The sequence below is a fragment of the Paenibacillus rubinfantis genome (genome assembly GCF_001486505.1).
GTDB lineage: Bacteria > Bacillota > Bacilli > Paenibacillales > Paenibacillaceae > Fontibacillus > Fontibacillus rubinfantis.
Map to the genome: position 1 here is coordinate 41,283 of NZ_LN909062.1, position 16,378 is coordinate 57,660.

The 16,378-nt window shown below is 53.7% G+C and carries 13 protein-coding genes and 1 tRNA gene; 1 reads left to right on the top strand and 13 read right to left on the bottom strand.

The genetic code is table 11. The annotated features are described in order from the left end of the window. Positions 1–158 precede the first annotated feature (158 nt). The 8 genes from yihA to BN3277_RS03585 all read right to left on the bottom strand — a co-directional run bounded on the left by yihA (position 159) and on the right by BN3277_RS03585 (position 11,170). Positions 159–803 carry a ribosome biogenesis GTP-binding protein YihA/YsxC gene (gene yihA / locus BN3277_RS03550; protein WP_059041179.1) on the bottom strand — a complete coding sequence of 215 codons (645 nt, stop codon included), beginning with the start codon at positions 801–803 and terminating at the stop codon, positions 159–161. Positions 804–853: 50 nt separating this feature from the next. Then, the gene (gene lon / locus BN3277_RS03555) at positions 854–3,190 is read right to left on the bottom strand and encodes an endopeptidase La (RefSeq protein WP_059040930.1); all 2,337 of its coding nucleotides are present in this window, start codon (positions 3,188–3,190) and stop codon (positions 854–856) included. A gap of 148 nt (positions 3,191–3,338) precedes the next feature. Then, positions 3,339–5,057, bottom strand: a complete 1,719-nt coding sequence (gene lonB / locus BN3277_RS03560; RefSeq protein WP_059040931.1) for an ATP-dependent protease LonB — start codon at positions 5,055–5,057, stop codon at positions 3,339–3,341. Positions 5,058–5,243: 186 nt separating this feature from the next. Beyond that, complete coding sequence (ispG, locus tag BN3277_RS03565; RefSeq protein ID WP_059040932.1) at positions 5,244–6,365, bottom strand: flavodoxin-dependent (E)-4-hydroxy-3-methylbut-2-enyl-diphosphate synthase; 1,122 nt, start codon at positions 6,363–6,365, stop codon at positions 5,244–5,246. Positions 6,366–6,488: 123 nt separating this feature from the next. Continuing rightward, positions 6,489–7,745: an ATP-dependent protease ATP-binding subunit ClpX gene (gene clpX, locus BN3277_RS03570; RefSeq protein WP_059040933.1), complete on the bottom strand. Its 1,257-nt coding sequence runs from the start codon at positions 7,743–7,745 to the stop codon at positions 6,489–6,491. A 12-nt stretch (positions 7,746–7,757) separates the two neighbouring features. Then, positions 7,758–8,348 (bottom strand): ATP-dependent Clp endopeptidase proteolytic subunit ClpP, encoded by a 591-nt coding sequence (gene clpP / locus BN3277_RS03575; protein ID WP_059040934.1) that lies wholly within the window; start codon positions 8,346–8,348, stop codon positions 7,758–7,760. Between the two features lie 256 nt (positions 8,349–8,604). Continuing rightward, positions 8,605–10,026: a trigger factor gene (tig, locus tag BN3277_RS03580; protein WP_059040935.1), complete on the bottom strand. Its 1,422-nt coding sequence runs from the start codon at positions 10,024–10,026 to the stop codon at positions 8,605–8,607. 256 nt (positions 10,027–10,282) lie between these two features. After that, positions 10,283–11,170: a hypothetical protein gene (locus BN3277_RS03585; RefSeq protein WP_082691295.1), complete on the bottom strand. Its 888-nt coding sequence runs from the start codon at positions 11,168–11,170 to the stop codon at positions 10,283–10,285. A gap of 245 nt (positions 11,171–11,415) precedes the next feature. On the opposite strand from BN3277_RS03585, the gene BN3277_RS03590 reads away from it, so the two are divergent. Next, positions 11,416–11,489 (top strand) — tRNA-Arg (locus BN3277_RS03590). 630 nt (positions 11,490–12,119) lie between these two features. On the opposite strand, the gene BN3277_RS03595 is transcribed toward BN3277_RS03590, so the two are convergent. The 5 genes from BN3277_RS03595 to nikC all read right to left on the bottom strand — a co-directional run bounded on the left by BN3277_RS03595 (position 12,120) and on the right by nikC (position 16,366). After that, positions 12,120–12,545 (bottom strand): DUF1801 domain-containing protein, encoded by a 426-nt coding sequence (locus BN3277_RS03595; protein ID WP_059040937.1) that lies wholly within the window; start codon positions 12,543–12,545, stop codon positions 12,120–12,122. 79 nt (positions 12,546–12,624) lie between these two features. Next, positions 12,625–13,449 (bottom strand): alpha/beta fold hydrolase, encoded by an 825-nt coding sequence (locus BN3277_RS03600; RefSeq protein WP_059040938.1) that lies wholly within the window; start codon positions 13,447–13,449, stop codon positions 12,625–12,627. A 78-nt stretch (positions 13,450–13,527) separates the two neighbouring features. Further along, positions 13,528–14,139 carry a GNAT family N-acetyltransferase gene (locus BN3277_RS03605; protein WP_059040939.1) on the bottom strand — a complete coding sequence of 204 codons (612 nt, stop codon included), beginning with the start codon at positions 14,137–14,139 and terminating at the stop codon, positions 13,528–13,530. Positions 14,140–14,308: 169 nt separating this feature from the next. Beyond that, positions 14,309–15,259 (bottom strand): L-lactate dehydrogenase, encoded by a 951-nt coding sequence (locus BN3277_RS03610; RefSeq protein ID WP_059040940.1) that lies wholly within the window; start codon positions 15,257–15,259, stop codon positions 14,309–14,311. 204 nt (positions 15,260–15,463) lie between these two features. Next, entirely contained in the window at positions 15,464–16,366 is a 903-nt protein-coding gene (gene nikC, locus BN3277_RS03615; protein WP_059040941.1) for a nickel transporter permease, read from the bottom strand. Between the last annotated feature and the right edge of the window lie 12 nt (positions 16,367–16,378).

A 16,378-nucleotide genomic window follows, 5' to 3' on the forward strand; every position in this document is an offset into this window, starting at 1 on the left:
TACACTACGATTCCAGCCGTACGCTCAGCCGCCAAAACGTGAATTCTTGCCATTTTCCAGAAAAAACGGCATTAAGCCGTTTTTAACCTGAACAATCCCGCTGCATGCTCACTTTCCTGCTGAAACTTCTCCAAATCCCTTCCGCATCCATCGATTTCTTAATTTATTCCATTTTCTCCCTCAGAGGTGTCCGGGCTGATGCCCTTGGTTTCCTCCGCCAGCTCGGCGTACTGCGCAATCTGTGCCCACAGCTCGTCCTTGCCAATCCCCTCTTCCGCAGAAAAGAGGATCAAGGGATCGCCCGCCCGCAGCACCAGCCCTTCCTTGATGATCTTCAAGTGCTTTTGCCACCGCGATTTCGGAATCTTGTCCGCTTTGGTGGCAACGACGCAAACGGGGAGGTCGTACGCCTTCAGCCAATCGTACATCAGCTCGTCGTCCTTGGTCGGCGGATGCCGGAGATCAATAATCTGCAGAACCAGCTTAAGCGTCTCCCGCTCCTGCAGGTATTTCTCGATCATTTTCCCCCAGACCTCGCGTTGCGTTTTGGATACTTTGGCGTATCCATAACCTGGCACGTCCACGAAATAGACCCGGTCATCGATCCGGTAGTAGTTGAGATGTTGGGTTTTTCCGGGGGTCGAGCTGGTGCGCGCTAAGTTTTTGCGATTGATCATTCGGTTGATCAGCGACGATTTGCCCACATTGGAACGCCCTGCCAGAGCGATCTCTGGCAAGGCGTCCTCAGGATATTGATTGGGGCCGACGGCGCTGATGATAAATTCAGCCTTGGTTACCTTCATCATTCAATTCCTCTCTTGGCAGCAGCTTGAGGTAAGCCGTGCCTTTCATGCTAATGCACTTCGGGATGCTCCACGAGCGCATGCTCAAGCACCTGGTCCATATGCGATACCGGTACGAATTCCAAGTCTTCCTTGACGCTGTCTGGAATGTCGCGCAGATCCCGCTCGTTGTCCTTCGGCATCAGGACTTTGCGATACCCCGCCCGATGCGCGGCCAACGATTTCTCCTTCAGCCCGCCGATCGGCAGCACACGTCCGCGCAGCGTAATCTCGCCGGTCATGGCAACGTCCTTGGACACGTGGCGATTCGTCAGCGCCGAGATCAACGCGGTAGCGATCGTAATCCCCGCCGACGGGCCGTCCTTTGGAATCGCTCCTTCGGGGATATGGATATGAATATCGTTCTTCTCGTGAAAATCGAGCGGTATCCCCAGCTCCGCTGCTTTGGAGCGGGTGTAGCTGAAGGCGGCCTGCGCCGATTCCTTCATGACGTCGCCCAGTTTCCCCGTTAGCGTGAGCTTCCCGGCTCCCGGCACTACCGTCACCTCGATCACCAGCGTCTCTCCGCCAACCTCCGTCCAGGCGAGCCCGGTCACCGTGCCGATCTGATCCTCCAGCTCGACCATACCATAACGGAACTTTGCTGCGCCGAGGTAATCCTTCAGCGTGTCCGGCGTGATGAGGATCTGCTCCTTGTTTTCGGACACAATTTGCTTCGCGGCTTTACGGCATAATGCCGCCACCTGCTGCTCAAGATTCCGAACCCCGGATTCGCGGGTATACTCGCGGATCACTTTCAGCAGCACGTCTTCGCCGATCTCCAACTGCTCCGGTTCCAGCCCGTGCTCGCGTTTTTGCTTCGGCAGCAAGTAACGGTTCGCAATCTGCAGCTTCTCCAGCTCCGTGTATCCGGGGATAAACAACGTCTCCATCCGGTCAAGCAGCGGCCGCGGGATGTTGTGCACCGCGTTGGCGGTCGTGATAAACATGACGTTCGAAAGATCGAACGGCACCTCGATAAAATGATCGGAGAACGTATTGTTCTGCTCCGGATCCAGCACCTCAAGCAAAGCCGAGGAAGGATCGCCGCGGAAATCCGAAGCCATCTTGTCGATTTCGTCCAGCAGGAACACCGGATTAAGGGTACCTGCCGTTTTCATGCCTTGAATCACCCGTCCCGGCATAGCGCCGACATACGTGCGGCGATGTCCCCGGATCTCCGCTTCGTCTCGTACGCCGCCCAGCGAGATGCGGACGAATTGACGCCCGAGCGAACGGGCAATCGAGCGAGCCAGCGAGGTTTTCCCGACCCCTGGCGGTCCAACCAGACACAGAATCGGTCCCTTCAGCTTTTTGACCAGCTTCTGCACGGCCAAATATTCCAGAACCCGTTCCTTCGGTTTATCCAAGCCGTAGTGGTCCTCGTTCAGCACCTGCTCGGCCTTGGCCAGATCGAGGTCGTCCTCGGTTTTGTTGCTCCATGGCAAGCTCAGCAGCCAATCCACGTAATTGCGGATGACGCCACCTTCCGCGGAGCTGGCCGGCATTTTCTCCAGGCGGTCGATTTCCTTCTCGATTTTCTCCCGAACGTTCTCCGGGAGCCCCTTCTCTTCGAGCTGGGTCCGCAGCTCTTCCGCTTCGCCGGCGCGCCCTTCCTTCTCGCCGAGCTCCTTCTGGATCGCTTTCATTTGCTCGCGCAAATAATATTCCTTCTGCGTCTTCTCCATCTGTTTCTTGACGCGCTGGTTGATTTTGCGTTCGAGCTCAAGCACTTCGCGCTCGTTATTCAAGATGTCGAGCAGCTTCTCCAGCCGTTTCCGGACATCGATGGTTTCGAGAATTTCCTGCTTATCCTTGATTTTCAAAGACAAATGGCTGGTGATCACGTCCGCCAGGCGCCCGGCCTCTTCAATGTCCGATACCGCTGCCAGCGTCTCCGGCGTGACCTTCTTGGATAAATTGATATAATGTTCGAATTGGGTTAACACCGTGCGCATCAGCGCGTCGACTTCCGGATCCACCGACTCTTCCTCCGGGCGTTCTTTGGCCATAACCTCATAATATTCGTCATTATCCAAATATTCGATAATTTCTGCGCGCTCCATGCCCTCTACCAGCACGCGAATGGTGCCGTTGGGCAGTTTCAGCATCTGGCGCACCTTTGCGACGGTGCCGATACGAAAGATATCTTCCTGGCTTGGTTCTTCAATGTTCACTTCCGATTGAGAACAGAGGAGAATCAGATTATCTTCGACCATGGCTTTTTCCAGTGCCTTCACGGATTTCTCCCGCCCTACGTCCAAGTGAAGCACCATGCTTGGATAGACGAGCAGACCGCGCAGCGGCAGCAGCGGAAAACGCCGGCCTTTGGATTTATGGGGTCCCATCGCTTATGCACCTCCAAACGTTCTCTGTTGATATCATTGCTATTTTAGCAAATGTTACATAAAAACACCAACGAGGAGCGGCCGCTTCAGGCAGCCGCCCCCCGCAAAGCAAACGAGCTGGACGTTTGGTGAATCGTTCCTTGCCCGGCTACATGGCCCCGCCTTGCGAAGGAGACTCCGCGTGCAGGAAAGGCGCAGGTGCGGTTGCCGGAGCAAACAGTTCGCCGCCAACCGGAAGCTCCAGGTTCTTCTCGGCTTCGGGACCAAAGACGTGGCGGAAGACATCCCCTAACGTCTCGACCGCAATCACGCGCAGCCCCTCTAAACCTTCGAACAACGTTTGCCAGTTATCCTTCGGAATCAGCACCGTTGTTGCGCCGGCCTGAAAGGCAGCCTCGACCTTAGCCACGACGCCGCCAACCGGTTTGACCTTGCCGTGAATCCCCAGCTCGCCGGTCATGGCGATTTGATGGTTCACCGGCACCTGCTTGATCGCCGACGCAATCGCCGTGGCGATGGCTAACCCGGCGGACGGACCGTCGATCGGAGTTCCACCCGGGAAGTTGATGTGCAGGTGGTAGTTCGACGGATTCAGACCAATCCGTTGCAGGACGGTCAGGACGTTCTCCACCGACCCTTTGGCCATGCTCTTGCGCCGCAACGTACGACTGCCCCCGCCGATTTCCTCTTCGTCAACGACACCGGTGATGTTGTAGCTGCCTTTGCCTTTTTCGGCCGGTACAGCCGTAGCCTCAATCTCCAGCAACGTCCCCATATTTGCGCCGTATACGGCCAGGCCATTGACGACGCCAACTGCGGGCTGAGCCGGAATTTTGCGGTCCGGGCGCGGGGCCAGCTGGCTGCTCGTCGCCACCCATTCCAGGTCCGATGCCAGCAGGTGGTCGCGTTTCTCGGTAAGGGCCAGACCGGCGGCCAATTGTACCATATTAACGGCTTCGCGGCCGTTCGTTGCGTATTTCATGATTACCTCTACCGCTTCCGGACAAGGCTGGAAGCCAATCCGCTTCACCGCATCCTCCGCGATTTGGGCGATTTCCTCCGGCAGCAGCGGCCGGAAATAAATCTCCATACACCGTGAGCGCAAGGCGGCCGGGATCTCTTGCGGCGAGCGGGTGGTCGCGCCCACTAACCGGAAATCGGCAGGCAAGCCGTTTTGGAAAATGTCGTGGATATACGCCGGCGTATTCGCGTCTTCGGAGTTATAATAGGCACTCTCCAGAAACACCTTGCGATCCTCCAAGACCTTCAACAGTTTATTCATTTGAATCGAATGCAATTCACCGATTTCATCGATAAACAAAATGCCGCCATGGGCCTTCGTCACGGCGCCGGGCTTCGGTTGCGGAATGCCGGCAACGCCCATGGCCCCCGCCCCCTGGTAAATCGGATCGTGTACCGAACCGATCAGCGGATCGGCGATACCCCGCTCATCAAAACGGGCGATGGTCGCATCGATCTCAATAAATTTGGCGTCGGTTTTAAACGGGGAAACCGGGTTTTTCTTGGCTTCCTCCATGACGACACGCGCTGCCGCCGTTTTCCCTACGCCCGGCGGGCCGTAAATGATCACATGCTGCGGGTTGGCGCTGCATAACGCCGCCTTAAGCGCACGCAATCCGTCCTTCTGCCCCACGATGTCGTTCATCGAGGCCGGACGGGTACGCTCCGCGAGCGGCTTGGTCAGCGAGACGGCCCTCAGCTTGCGCAATTTCTCCATTTCCTTGCGGGATTCCCGGTCTACCGCCAGTCGATTCCCTTTTTGACTGCGCAGCTGATTCCAGAAATAAAGCCCGATGACTACGGCAAAGAACATTTGGACCGCCATCAGGATCACATTCAAATCCATACGCGTTACGCCTCCCACACTTAGACTACTCATTGATTGATACTTGGTAGTATAGCCTTTTCGCTCCAAGGTAAAACAAGGATTTTCGAGTGAAGAGAATCTAAAGTCCTGTCCTCCCCGTATTCCACCTTACCGCCATACAAAAAAAGCCACAATCTGCATGGAGCAGATTGCGGCTCTAACTTATTACGACTGAGCGTGGGCCCGGTGTTCCTTGCGTCCCGGAATTTCTCCGGTCGCTTCGTACACCTCCACGATATGATCGATTTCTTTCTTCAGTTCGTTCAGCAGCTCGGCTTCTGGAACCTTACGGATCATTTCCCCGTAGCGGAACAGCAAACCTTCCCCGCGCGCCCCGGCGATCCCGATGTCAGCTTCGCGCGCTTCCCCTGGGCCGTTTACAGCACAACCCAGCACGGATACCTTGATCGGCACCTTCAGATTGGAGATGTAAGCTTCTACCTCGTTAGCGATGGAAAACAGGTCGATATCCAGCCGACCGCAGGTCGGACAGGAAACCAGTGTTGCTGCATTGGTGATCAAGCCAAACGTCTTCAGCAGCTCGCGCGCCACCTTCACTTCCTCCACCGGGTCGGCGCTTAGCGAAATCCGCACCGTTGAACCGATCCCCATCGACAGGAGGGCGCCGATGCCCGCTGCACTCTTGACCGTACCGGAGAACAACGTACCCGCTTCCGTAATCCCCAAATGCAGCGGATAAGGAATCACCTCCGCCGCTTTGCTGTATGCCGCAATCGCCATCGGGACGTCCGAGGCTTTCAGCGACACGATAATGTCATGAAAGTCGAGCTCCTCCAGAATACCGATATGGTACAAGGCGCTCTCCACCATGGCTTCAGGTGTGGGATACCCGTATTTCTCCAGCAAATGGTTCTCCAACGAGCCAGCGTTGACGCCGATCCGAATCGGGATACCGCGTTCCTTGCACGCTTTGACAACCGCCTCAACCTTCTCCCGGCGGCCGATATTGCCCGGGTTAATCCGGACCTTATCGATGCCGTTTTCGATCGCCATCAGCGCCAGCTTGTAGTTGAAGTGAATGTCCGCGACCAGCGGGATGTGAATCCGTTTCTTGATTTCCTTGATCGCCGCAGCCGCTTCCTCGTTGTTCACCGTCACGCGTACCAATTGGCAGCCCGCTTCCTCCAACCGGAGGATCTCGGCGACCGTCGCCTCGACATCTGCCGTTTTCGTCGTACACATACTTTGGATGATGACTTCGTTGCTGCCGCCGATCGTCAGATTCCCGACTTTGACCGGCCGCGTATCTTGTCTCAAGAATGTCATGTCTGGTCTCTCCCATAACGATCAAAGCTCCACCCCCGCAGGCATGCGCCTTTTGGGAGGCACGACAACGCAAAGGTGGAGAACCTTGACCTTTATTTTACCGCGAAAAAGCGGCTTCCCGCCTTACGCGCTTTCTTCTTGTTTTTTGTTCGGCTTGGCGGCCAATTCAGGAACCGTCTTTTCCTGAACGACCTTCTCGGTAATCACGCAGTCCGAAATATCGTCGCGGGACGGTACTTCATACATCACGTCGAGCATGATGCCCTCGATGATCGCGCGAAGACCGCGAGCGCCGGTATTGCGTTTGATCGCTTCCTGAGCGATGGCTTCCAGCGCCTTTGGTTCGAACTGCAGGTTGACATTGTCCAGTTCGAGCAGCTTCTGGTATTGCTTCACCAAAGCGTTCTTCGGTTCGGACAAAATGCGCACCAACGTTTTCTCATCCAGCGGCTCGAGGGTCGAGATCACCGGCAAACGGCCGACGAATTCCGGGATCAACCCGAACTTCAGCAGGTCTTCCGGCAATACCATCGACAGGTATTCCCCCGGTTTGAGTTCTTTTTGCCCGTCGCTGCCCGCGTTAAAGCCGATAACTTTCTTGCCGATCCGGCGTTTGATCATTTGCTCCAGGCCGTCAAATGCCCCGCCGCAGATGAACAAAATGTTCGTCGTATCGATTTGGATAAATTCCTGATGCGGATGTTTGCGTCCGCCTTGCGGAGGAACGGAAGCGACCGTGCCCTCCAAAATTTTCAGCAAGGCTTGCTGCACACCTTCGCCAGAGACGTCACGGGTAATCGAAGGGTTCTCCGATTTGCGCGCCACTTTATCGATCTCGTCGATGTAAATGATGCCGCGTTCCGCTTTTTCCACGTCATAATCAGCGGCTTGAATCAGCTTCAACAGGATGTTCTCCACGTCTTCACCAACGTAGCCGGCTTCTGTCAAGGAAGTCGCATCAGCGATTGCAAACGGTACGTTCAAGATTTTAGCCATCGTTTGCGCCAAGAGGGTTTTACCCGAGCCCGTAGGACCCAACAGCAGGATATTACTCTTCTGCAGCTCGACATCCTCGATCTTGCTTTGCGTATTCACCCGCTTGTAGTGGTTGTAAACCGCAACGGACAGCGATTTCTTCGCTTGTTCTTGACCGATGACGTACTGGTCCAAAATATCGCGGATTTCCTTTGGCTTCGGAATTTCCTTCAGATCCAGCTCTTCCTCGTGGCCAAGCTCCTCTTCCACGATTTCCGTGCACAGTTCAATGCATTCGTCGCATATATAAACGCCGGGTCCGGCAACAAGCTTGCGTACCTGCTCTTGCGATTTGCCGCAGAAGGAACATTTCAGTTGTCCTTTTTCATCGTTAAACTTAAACATGTAAACACCCCTTTATAGATTAGTGGGCTTGGAGATAACCTGGTCGATAATCCCGTAGGCCTTAGCCTCTTCCGCGCTCATAAAGAAGTCGCGGTCCGTATCGCGCTCGATTTTTTCAAGGGGTTGACCCGTCCGATCAACATAGATCTGGTTCAGCTTTTGTCTCGTCTTGATGATCCAGTCGGCATGGATCTTGATATCCGTTGCCTGACCGCGAACACCGCCCAGCGGCTGGTGAATCATCACTTCACTGTTTGGAAGCGCGAAACGTTTGCCCGGGGCCCCTGCCGTCAGTAGCAGCGATCCCATGCTGGCCGCCATGCCCACGCAGATGGTGGACACATCGGGCTTGATAAACTGCATTGTATCATATATACCCATCCCCGCGGTAACGGAACCACCCGGAGAATTGATGTACAGGTGAATATCTTTCTCAGGATCTTCAGCCGCTAAAAACAACAGTTGGGCAATCACGAGATTGGCAACTTCATCATCAATAGCGTTGCTGAGAAAAATAATGCGATCTTTAAGAAGTCTCGAATAGATGTCGTACGACCGCTCTCCCCGATTCGTTTGTTCTACGACCATAGGTACCAGACTCATGCGACCAACCTCTTTTCCTTTTCAATTTCCCTTGCGCTTACGTAAAACATTCTATCATGTTCGAAGCCCCATGTCATTTTTCGTCCCGTACAGTTTATGTTCGTTTTTACACATTATATAACCTAAGGCTTGTCCCGTGCGTAATGGAAATAAATGTATCGTTTGGAGATGAAAAATTAAGGCACGCATTTTATCATACGTGCCCTAACTCTTATCTTGATGTATACAAAGAAGCGGGATTCAAGGCTGGAGCGAATTACTCCTCGCCTTGGGCTTCTTCGGCTTCTGTTTTGTCAGCGTCTGCTTTCGCTTCCGCTTTGGTCGACTTTTTCGTCGTTTTCTTTGCAGCCGGCTTCGCTTCTTTGGCTTTCGATTCCGCTTGCTCAGCTGGAACTTCTTTGCTGTTCTCCAACAGGAACTCGACCGTCTTACGGATCAAGATTTCCTCGTTCAAGCTGCCCAAGGAACCGTTCGCCGCCAAAATGTTGCGGATTTCTTCCGGCGTGCGCTTGTAAGCTTCCGCCATATCGTTCAGTTCTTTGTTGATTTCGTCTTGAGTGACTTCGATCTTCTCGGCTTTGGCAATCGCTTCAAGCACCAGGTTGTTGCGAACGCGTTTCTCCGCGTCACCACGCATTTGTCCTCTGAGGTCGTCCACCGTTTGACCGGAGAAGCCCAGGAACATGTCCAGGTTCATGCCTTGCGAACGAAGACGGTTGTCGAAGTCGCGAACCATGTTTTCCACTTCGCCATTGATCATGGCTTCCGGAATTTCCACTTCTGCGTTTTCGCCGATTTTATCAACGAGCGCACCTTCACGGGTTGCTTTCGCTTCTTGCTCTTTGCGGGAGCTCAGCTGTTTCGTCAGATCTTCCTTGAACTCGGCCAGTGTATCGAATTCGCTAACGTCTTTCGCGAACTCGTCGTCCAGTTCAGGCAGTTGTTTGCGCTTGATTTCATGCACTTTCACTTTGAACACGGCTTCTTTGCCAGCCAGTTCTTCAGCATGGTACGTGTCTGGGAAAGTCACCGTAACGTCTTTGAAGTCGCCGGTTGCGAGACCTACGACTTGCTCCTCGAAGCCAGGAATAAACGTGTTGCTTCCCAGTTCCAGCGAATAACGCTCCGCTTTGCCGCCTTCGAAAGGCTCGCCGTCTACGGAACCGTCAAAGTCGATAACAACCGTATCCCCGTTTTGGGCCGGTTCTTCGTCGATGACAACCAGCTCAGCATGGCGTTGTTGCAGACGCTCCAGCTCGCTGTTCAGTTCTTCTTCGCTCACTTCAACGCTTACGGCAGGAACTTCTACGCCTTTGTAATCGCCAAGCTTCACTTCAGGTTTAACCGTGATTTTCGCTTTGAACTTGAAAGGTTGTCCCTTAGCAAATTGCTCAACGTCAACTTCCGGGCGATCTACTGGGAAAATATCCGTTTGGTCTACAGCTTCGCTGTACACTTCAGGCAGCAAGATGTCGATGGCATCTTGATACAAGCTCTCCACGCCAAAACGCGCTTCAAAAATCGGCCGAGGCACTTTACCTTTACGGAAACCAGGTACGTTAGCTCTTTTTGCTACTTTTTGAAAAGCTTTATCCAGTGCGGCGGCTACACGGTCCGCCTCCACTTCAACCTCGAGTACGCCGAGGTTCTTCTCTATTTTTTCCCAAGTTGCTTTCATTTTATGCCTTCCCCTCCAAATTTCACATATACTTTAAATACTGAAACCGAATCGCGACTAAAGCAGCTATTTCGAGGTGTCTTGCACTTGGGTTCCAGTATAGCTGTCTCTATGAACACGATCAGAATAACCATTATATTATAAACAACAAAACACCTTTTTACAAGAGCCGATCTATAGCCAGGTATTGGCGATAGCGATTGCCTATTGCAAGCTTCATAGAAATGAACCTCATCTTCCGTCCGGATGCTGTTCACTACATGCCGCGAATGCGTCCGGTTGCCACGAATTTGCCCAAGGACCGGCAGATCTGCTCATATCTCAGCCGCAGTCCGTCGGTTATCCCGTACATGGCGCGAATTTCCTCATCCGTTTGAGTGCCGGACAAGCTGTCCGCTACCATCTGATGCAGGGCCGCTGCCCAGATATCGATCACCGCGTCGTCCTCGGCTAAGAGCGAGCGATAATCCACCGTTCCGTATAACCCCATCACGAACTGCGACCATAACTCTTGGGCAAAATAAAAAAGAGTTGGATCATGAACTTGTGTCTGATCCCCTACGCGATCTAAAACGGCCTGTACCGCCGGAGGAAAATCCTCAGGCTTCAGCGGGACGTCTTCAATCTCCACTTCCACCCGCTCCCCGCCGCGAAAAAAGACCAGCGTTCCCGTCGTCCCGCGGCGCCGCAGCGTTTGCAGGATTCGGTATTGGAGCAGCGGATGAAGCTCCTCCCGGGTAATCCATCCGATCAGCGCATCATCGACTTCCGGGCGATCCAGGTAAGCCAGCTGTTCCAGAGCCAGAAACGTCTGCTCCGACAGCGGTTTGTCCTTCACCGTATGTAACAGTTTATCCGCATAACCCGCATCCTCGGCCAATTTGGCTTCGGCAAGCCGGCGAGCCAGCATTTCCTCGGTCTCCTCTTCCTCCTCGAAGCCTTGCGGATCCGACATGCCGCTCTTTAACGCGGGAAATGCGCCGATCAGCCAGTCCAGCAAAGCTTGCCATTCCTCGTAATGCCGAGGATCCTCTCCCTGGCACTGAAGCAGGAACTGCAGTAACTCAACGGCCTCCCCGTATCTTTCCGTCTCCAGCATACGGGTGAGCTCGATCTGGTAATAGTCAAGCGTTTTGGGAAACAAGACAATGTTGTCTTTCTCATCGGGTCCTGAACTGCGAATAAGGGCACCTCCTTTCCTCCGAGTAGCAATTAATTGAGATTATAGCATAGTCCCCGGCGAAGGCAAAAAACTCAGATCTGGGAGGCTAACCCTGGCACCGAAATTATTCGTTTGTGGCGCTCCTGCCAATTTTATCTTGGAAGTTATTGATCCCCAAGCTCTCCTATGATATAATATTTTTTGCTTGTGTTTTTCATATTTGAGATGTCCCAGTAGCTCAGCTGGATAGAGCAACGGCCTTCTAAGCCGTCGGTCGGGGGTTCGAATCCCTCCTGGGACGTAAATAAAGAGCACCCTTGGGGTGCTCTTTATTGTTGTGTCCTTAGGTTGGGATGAGAACCCCCACAGGGGGTTCGGCGGAGCGGCGGAGCGAAGTCTCGAGCGGCGTCGCCGAAATCTATTCGAAATTTCAGTTATATTCAGGCCGAAACGCCTCATTTCGCGAATTGTATTCGAAATTTCATATAGATTTCGGGCTTTTGGCCTCCACCGGGCCAAATATATATGAAAAATCAGCTATAATCCGCCAAAGCCACCGTACTCCGACAGATTCTATTGGATTTTTCGCATACATTTCGGAAAGAGCGACGCCATCAGTACCACTCTGCTCACATTCCCCGTTCCCCACGCCACCCTGTGCCCCAACCCCGTCCCCGTACTATTCCCGACACCAGTAGAAAGGGCAAATACTATCGCACGCACGTACGGGTAAACTTACCCACTTACTTACTTACTTACTTACTTACTTACTTACTTACTTACTTACTCACTCACCCACTCACTCACTCACCCACTCACTTACTCACTCACTTACTCACTTACTCACTTACCCACTTACTCACTTACTCACTTACTCACTTACTCACTCACTCACTCACTTACTTACTTACTTACCCACTTACCAACTCCCCTACCCCTCGTTCGGGTACAACCTCTGGAGGAGCTCAACCGACTGTCGAATCAACGTACGCAGCACTTCTACATCGATATCGGCGACTTTATTAATGTAGACGCAGCCTTTTCCTTGGGTGTGCTTCCCAAAGGATTCGAGCAAAGCGCCTCGAGCGGGATCGTCCGGGGCGAGATAAAGACTGATCTTCGCCTTCCGAGGCGAAAAACCAACCAGCGGCGCATCCCCTTCGTGGCCGGAGGCGTATTTGTAGTGATAGGAGCCAAAGCCGATGATGCTGGGGCCCCACATTTTGGCTGAATACCCCGTAGTCTCAGTAAAAATGTCCAGTAACCGGTAGGCATCTTCCCTCTTCTTGGCATCGGCCACACCTTCAATAAACGCGATGACGCTATTGTCGTTTTCTTTGGTCTTCAGCTCATACATTCCAGAACACCCCTCAATATTCACAAAGCTTCGCCCATCAAGCAAACTCCACCACAAGCCTAACGCCTATCTCATTTCATTATTCCTTATCCCTGGCTTCCTCAACCCGATCCAGCCATTCGTTGATCAACGTGTGAAACGCCTCTTCTTGTTCAATCTGCAAGTTGTGCCCCGCCCGATCCATGACGGCAAACGTCCCGCGCGGATATTGTTCCAATAGACGGAGCGCATCCGCATAACCAACCGCCGTATCCTGCCTGCCGAGCAGAAATAGCGAGGGGTTTCCAAACTTCTCCTGTTCCAGTGGAAAAGAAAACCCGTACCGCGTCCGAATCTTGTCCAAAAAAGCGCCATCCGCCATCCGTAATCCGGTTACGATCTCCTCCGAATATCTCTCCCAAGTACGTTGGTTCAGGACAACCCCCATCGTGCGAAAATCCTCGTATTCCTCGGAGCTCAGTTCAGCCTTCAATGCGGGGTCTTCATGGATTACCGTTTGAACCGGCAGTTCCCGTTGGTCGTACTCCGGCACGATCATCGGGCAAATGAACGCCGCCCCCTCAACACGTTCAGGATGACGGGCAAGGATCCCCCGCGTCAAGTACCCGCCGTACGACTCTCCGGCTACTGCAAACCGCGATTCAGGCACCAACTTGTCGATTAGCTCTAGCACCGCTTCCAGCATCCCGTCCGTACTCTCAATATCCGCATAATCGCGAGAGCGGCCCATCCCCGGCAAATCCAGGTAAATTCGGCGCCATCCCGTCCGCTCCTGAAATATCGGTTCCATACAGCCGCTCATCAGCCGGTGATCGGGCGTGAACCCGTGAATCAACACGATAGGCCGCCCCGTACCGACCTCTTCATAATAAAGCTCCGCTTGCTTCACTTTACAAAAAGGCATACTTCCACTCTCCTTTGCGTCTACTTCTCCCATCATAAACCGAATGTATGTTCCTGTATAGGCCTAATTGATCCAACTTCATCCACCTAAGTTGTCCTTCACTGGCATCCATCTCATATAGATTCTGGCGTTAAATCCGGCCTGCTTCCGAAACCAACGTTGCGGCTTTCGCCGAAATTCGACGTATCCCAATTTCTCGTACAGCCGAATCGCATTCACATTGGTGTCGACAACCTCGAGAAAATAATCTGCATACCCCAACCGGGTGACGAGCTCATTGTTCAGTTGGCTGGCCACCCCACGTCCCCGGGCCTCCTTCGCGGTTGCGACGGCCTCGAAATAGCACTGGTGCTTCGCCAAATTCAGCGGCTTCTCCAACTCGTGCCGAACCAGGTGATAGAATAGAGTCCCCCTGAGCCAGCCAAGCTCACGCCGGAGCACCGCCCGGTCAAACCGGAAAGGGCGATTTTGTCCCACGGAATAACCGAAGATCCCCATCACCCTCCCCTCTTCCAAAGCAACGAAGAACTGTTCCTTTACCAACGCGTGCTCCAATGCCCTAGCCAGCTTACCGGCATCCGCAGCGATTACGCGCAACGAATCGTAAAATCCCTCCACAAAAACACCAGCCGCCTGCCGGACTTCCGCATCCCCCAACTCTGCTAACTTCAAGATCATGAAGTCTCCCATCAACCTCGAGCCCTCCTGCGTTTTTTTTCTACTATATAATGAAGTGGATTTCTCTCAGAACCGCCTAGAGAAGGAATGGAGGCTCCTACCCGAAACGTATTTTCCCACTAAAAAAGCACCGATCCATCGGATCGATGCTCTTGCGACCGCAATCGCAGCGGCTCTGTAATTAGGTACGCAGATTGGCGATTGCCGTCTTCAGAATTTCACAGGAGCGTGTAAATTTGCCTTGCTCCTCCCAGGTCAAGTTCAGTTCCAGCACCTCTTCGATTCCTCCATCGCCGATGATGGCGGGCACGCCGGCACAGACGCCCGCCTGCCCGTATTCGCCCTCCAATACTGCGGAGACGGCGATGATTTTGTGCTCGTCGTTTAAGATCGAACGAACGATGTACGCCAGCGCGTTACCGATCCCGAACTGCGTATTGCCCTTGCGCGTAAAAATCTCCCAACCCGCGTCTTTCGTCTTTTGCGCGATCTCATCCAAATTCACGTGACGGAAACGCTCCTGATGCTGCTCCAAAATGTGCAGCAACGGCTTCCCGCCAATCGTGACATGGGACCAGGCGACAAACTGCGATTCGCCGTGCTCGCCCATCGCATACCCGTTCACACTACGCGGGTCGATCGAAAACACCTCCGACAGGAGCGTTTTGAGCCGCGCCGAATCGATTGATGTCCCGGTGCCGATCACCCGGTTCCGCGGAAACCCCGATACCTCTCGCACGATATACGTCACGATATCAACCGGATTGGCGGCTACGACAAACACGCCGTCAAATCCGCCCGCCACGATACGACTGACGATGTCCCGCGTGATTTTCTCCGCCTCTTCCAATAAGTCCAGCCGCGTTTGCCCCGGCTTCGGATTGGCTCCCGCCGTCAGCACAACGACGTCCATGTCGCGGCAATCCTCCAGCCGGCCGGCTGAAACCTTCGTACGAGCTTGCGTAAAATCCATGCAATGCGATAAATCCAGCGCATGCGCGACCGCACGGTCATACGTTCGATCGATCATCATAATTTCATCGCAAATCGATTGGTTAATCATGGAATAGGCGCAAGCCGTGCCGACCAGACCAGACCCGACGATCGTCACCTTTCTTGCTTTCTTGGCCATCCCGCCGCCTCCTCATCCTGCCATCCTCTTTAGCTTACGCCTAAATTATACCCGCAAACCGCAACCCCGTATATTAGGCACAGCACACGAAAAAGGTCCGAAGCAAACATAAAAACAAACCCAAATAACGCAAAAAGGTACCCACACGCGAAATACCTGTTAAAGGATTCAGCATGTGGGTACCTTGTTTTTGCGGGTATTGGATTAGCTCTTCATCCGCGGGTCCAGCGCGTCACGCAAACCGTCGCCCATCAAGTTGAAGGCCAAAACGGTCAACATAATCGAGATCCCTGGGAATACCACCGTCCACGGAGCGGTTGCGATAAACTGCCGCGAGTCGGACAGCATTTTGCCCCATTCCGGGGTTGGCGGCTGTGCACCGAGACCGAGGAAGCCCAGTGCGGCGGCTTCGATGATCGCCGTAGCGATCCCCAGCGTACCCTGCACAATAATCGGCGTTAAGCTGTTTGGCAAAATATGCCGCAGCAAAATCGCACTATTTTTCATCCCGATCGCCCGGGCAGCGGTAATATACTCTTCGTTCTTCAAGCTGAGCACCTTCGCCCGAACCAACCGGCCATACGTCGGAATATTGACGATCGCGATGGCGAGCAGCGCATTTTGCAGAGACGGACCCAGGATGGCCACGATCGCAATCGCCAGCAAAATGCTTGGGAACGCCAGCAAGATATCAAATAGACGCGAGATGATCATGTCGATCCATTTGCCGTAGAATCCCGCCAGTATCCCGAAGAGCGTCCCCAGAATAATCGACCCCACCACGGAAAAAGTACCCACCCACAAGGAAATGCGGGCTCCGTACAATACGCGGGTGAACAGGTCGCGTCCGAGATCGTCCGTCCCGAACCAATGGGTCGAGGACGGGGCTTTCAAACGGTCACGCAATACCTGCGTGTCGTATTCATACGGCGCGATGACCGGGGCCAACAGCGCGATCAGAATGAAGAACCCGATCATGATGAGGCCGACCATCGCGATTTTATTTTTGCGGAACGCTCTCCACGCATCGCGCCAAGGTCCGGAAACCTTCTCGGCCGGGATGGAGGTACTTCCGTTTGTAGTTGTTGCCGTAGATGCTTGCGCCATGGTTTCCCTCCT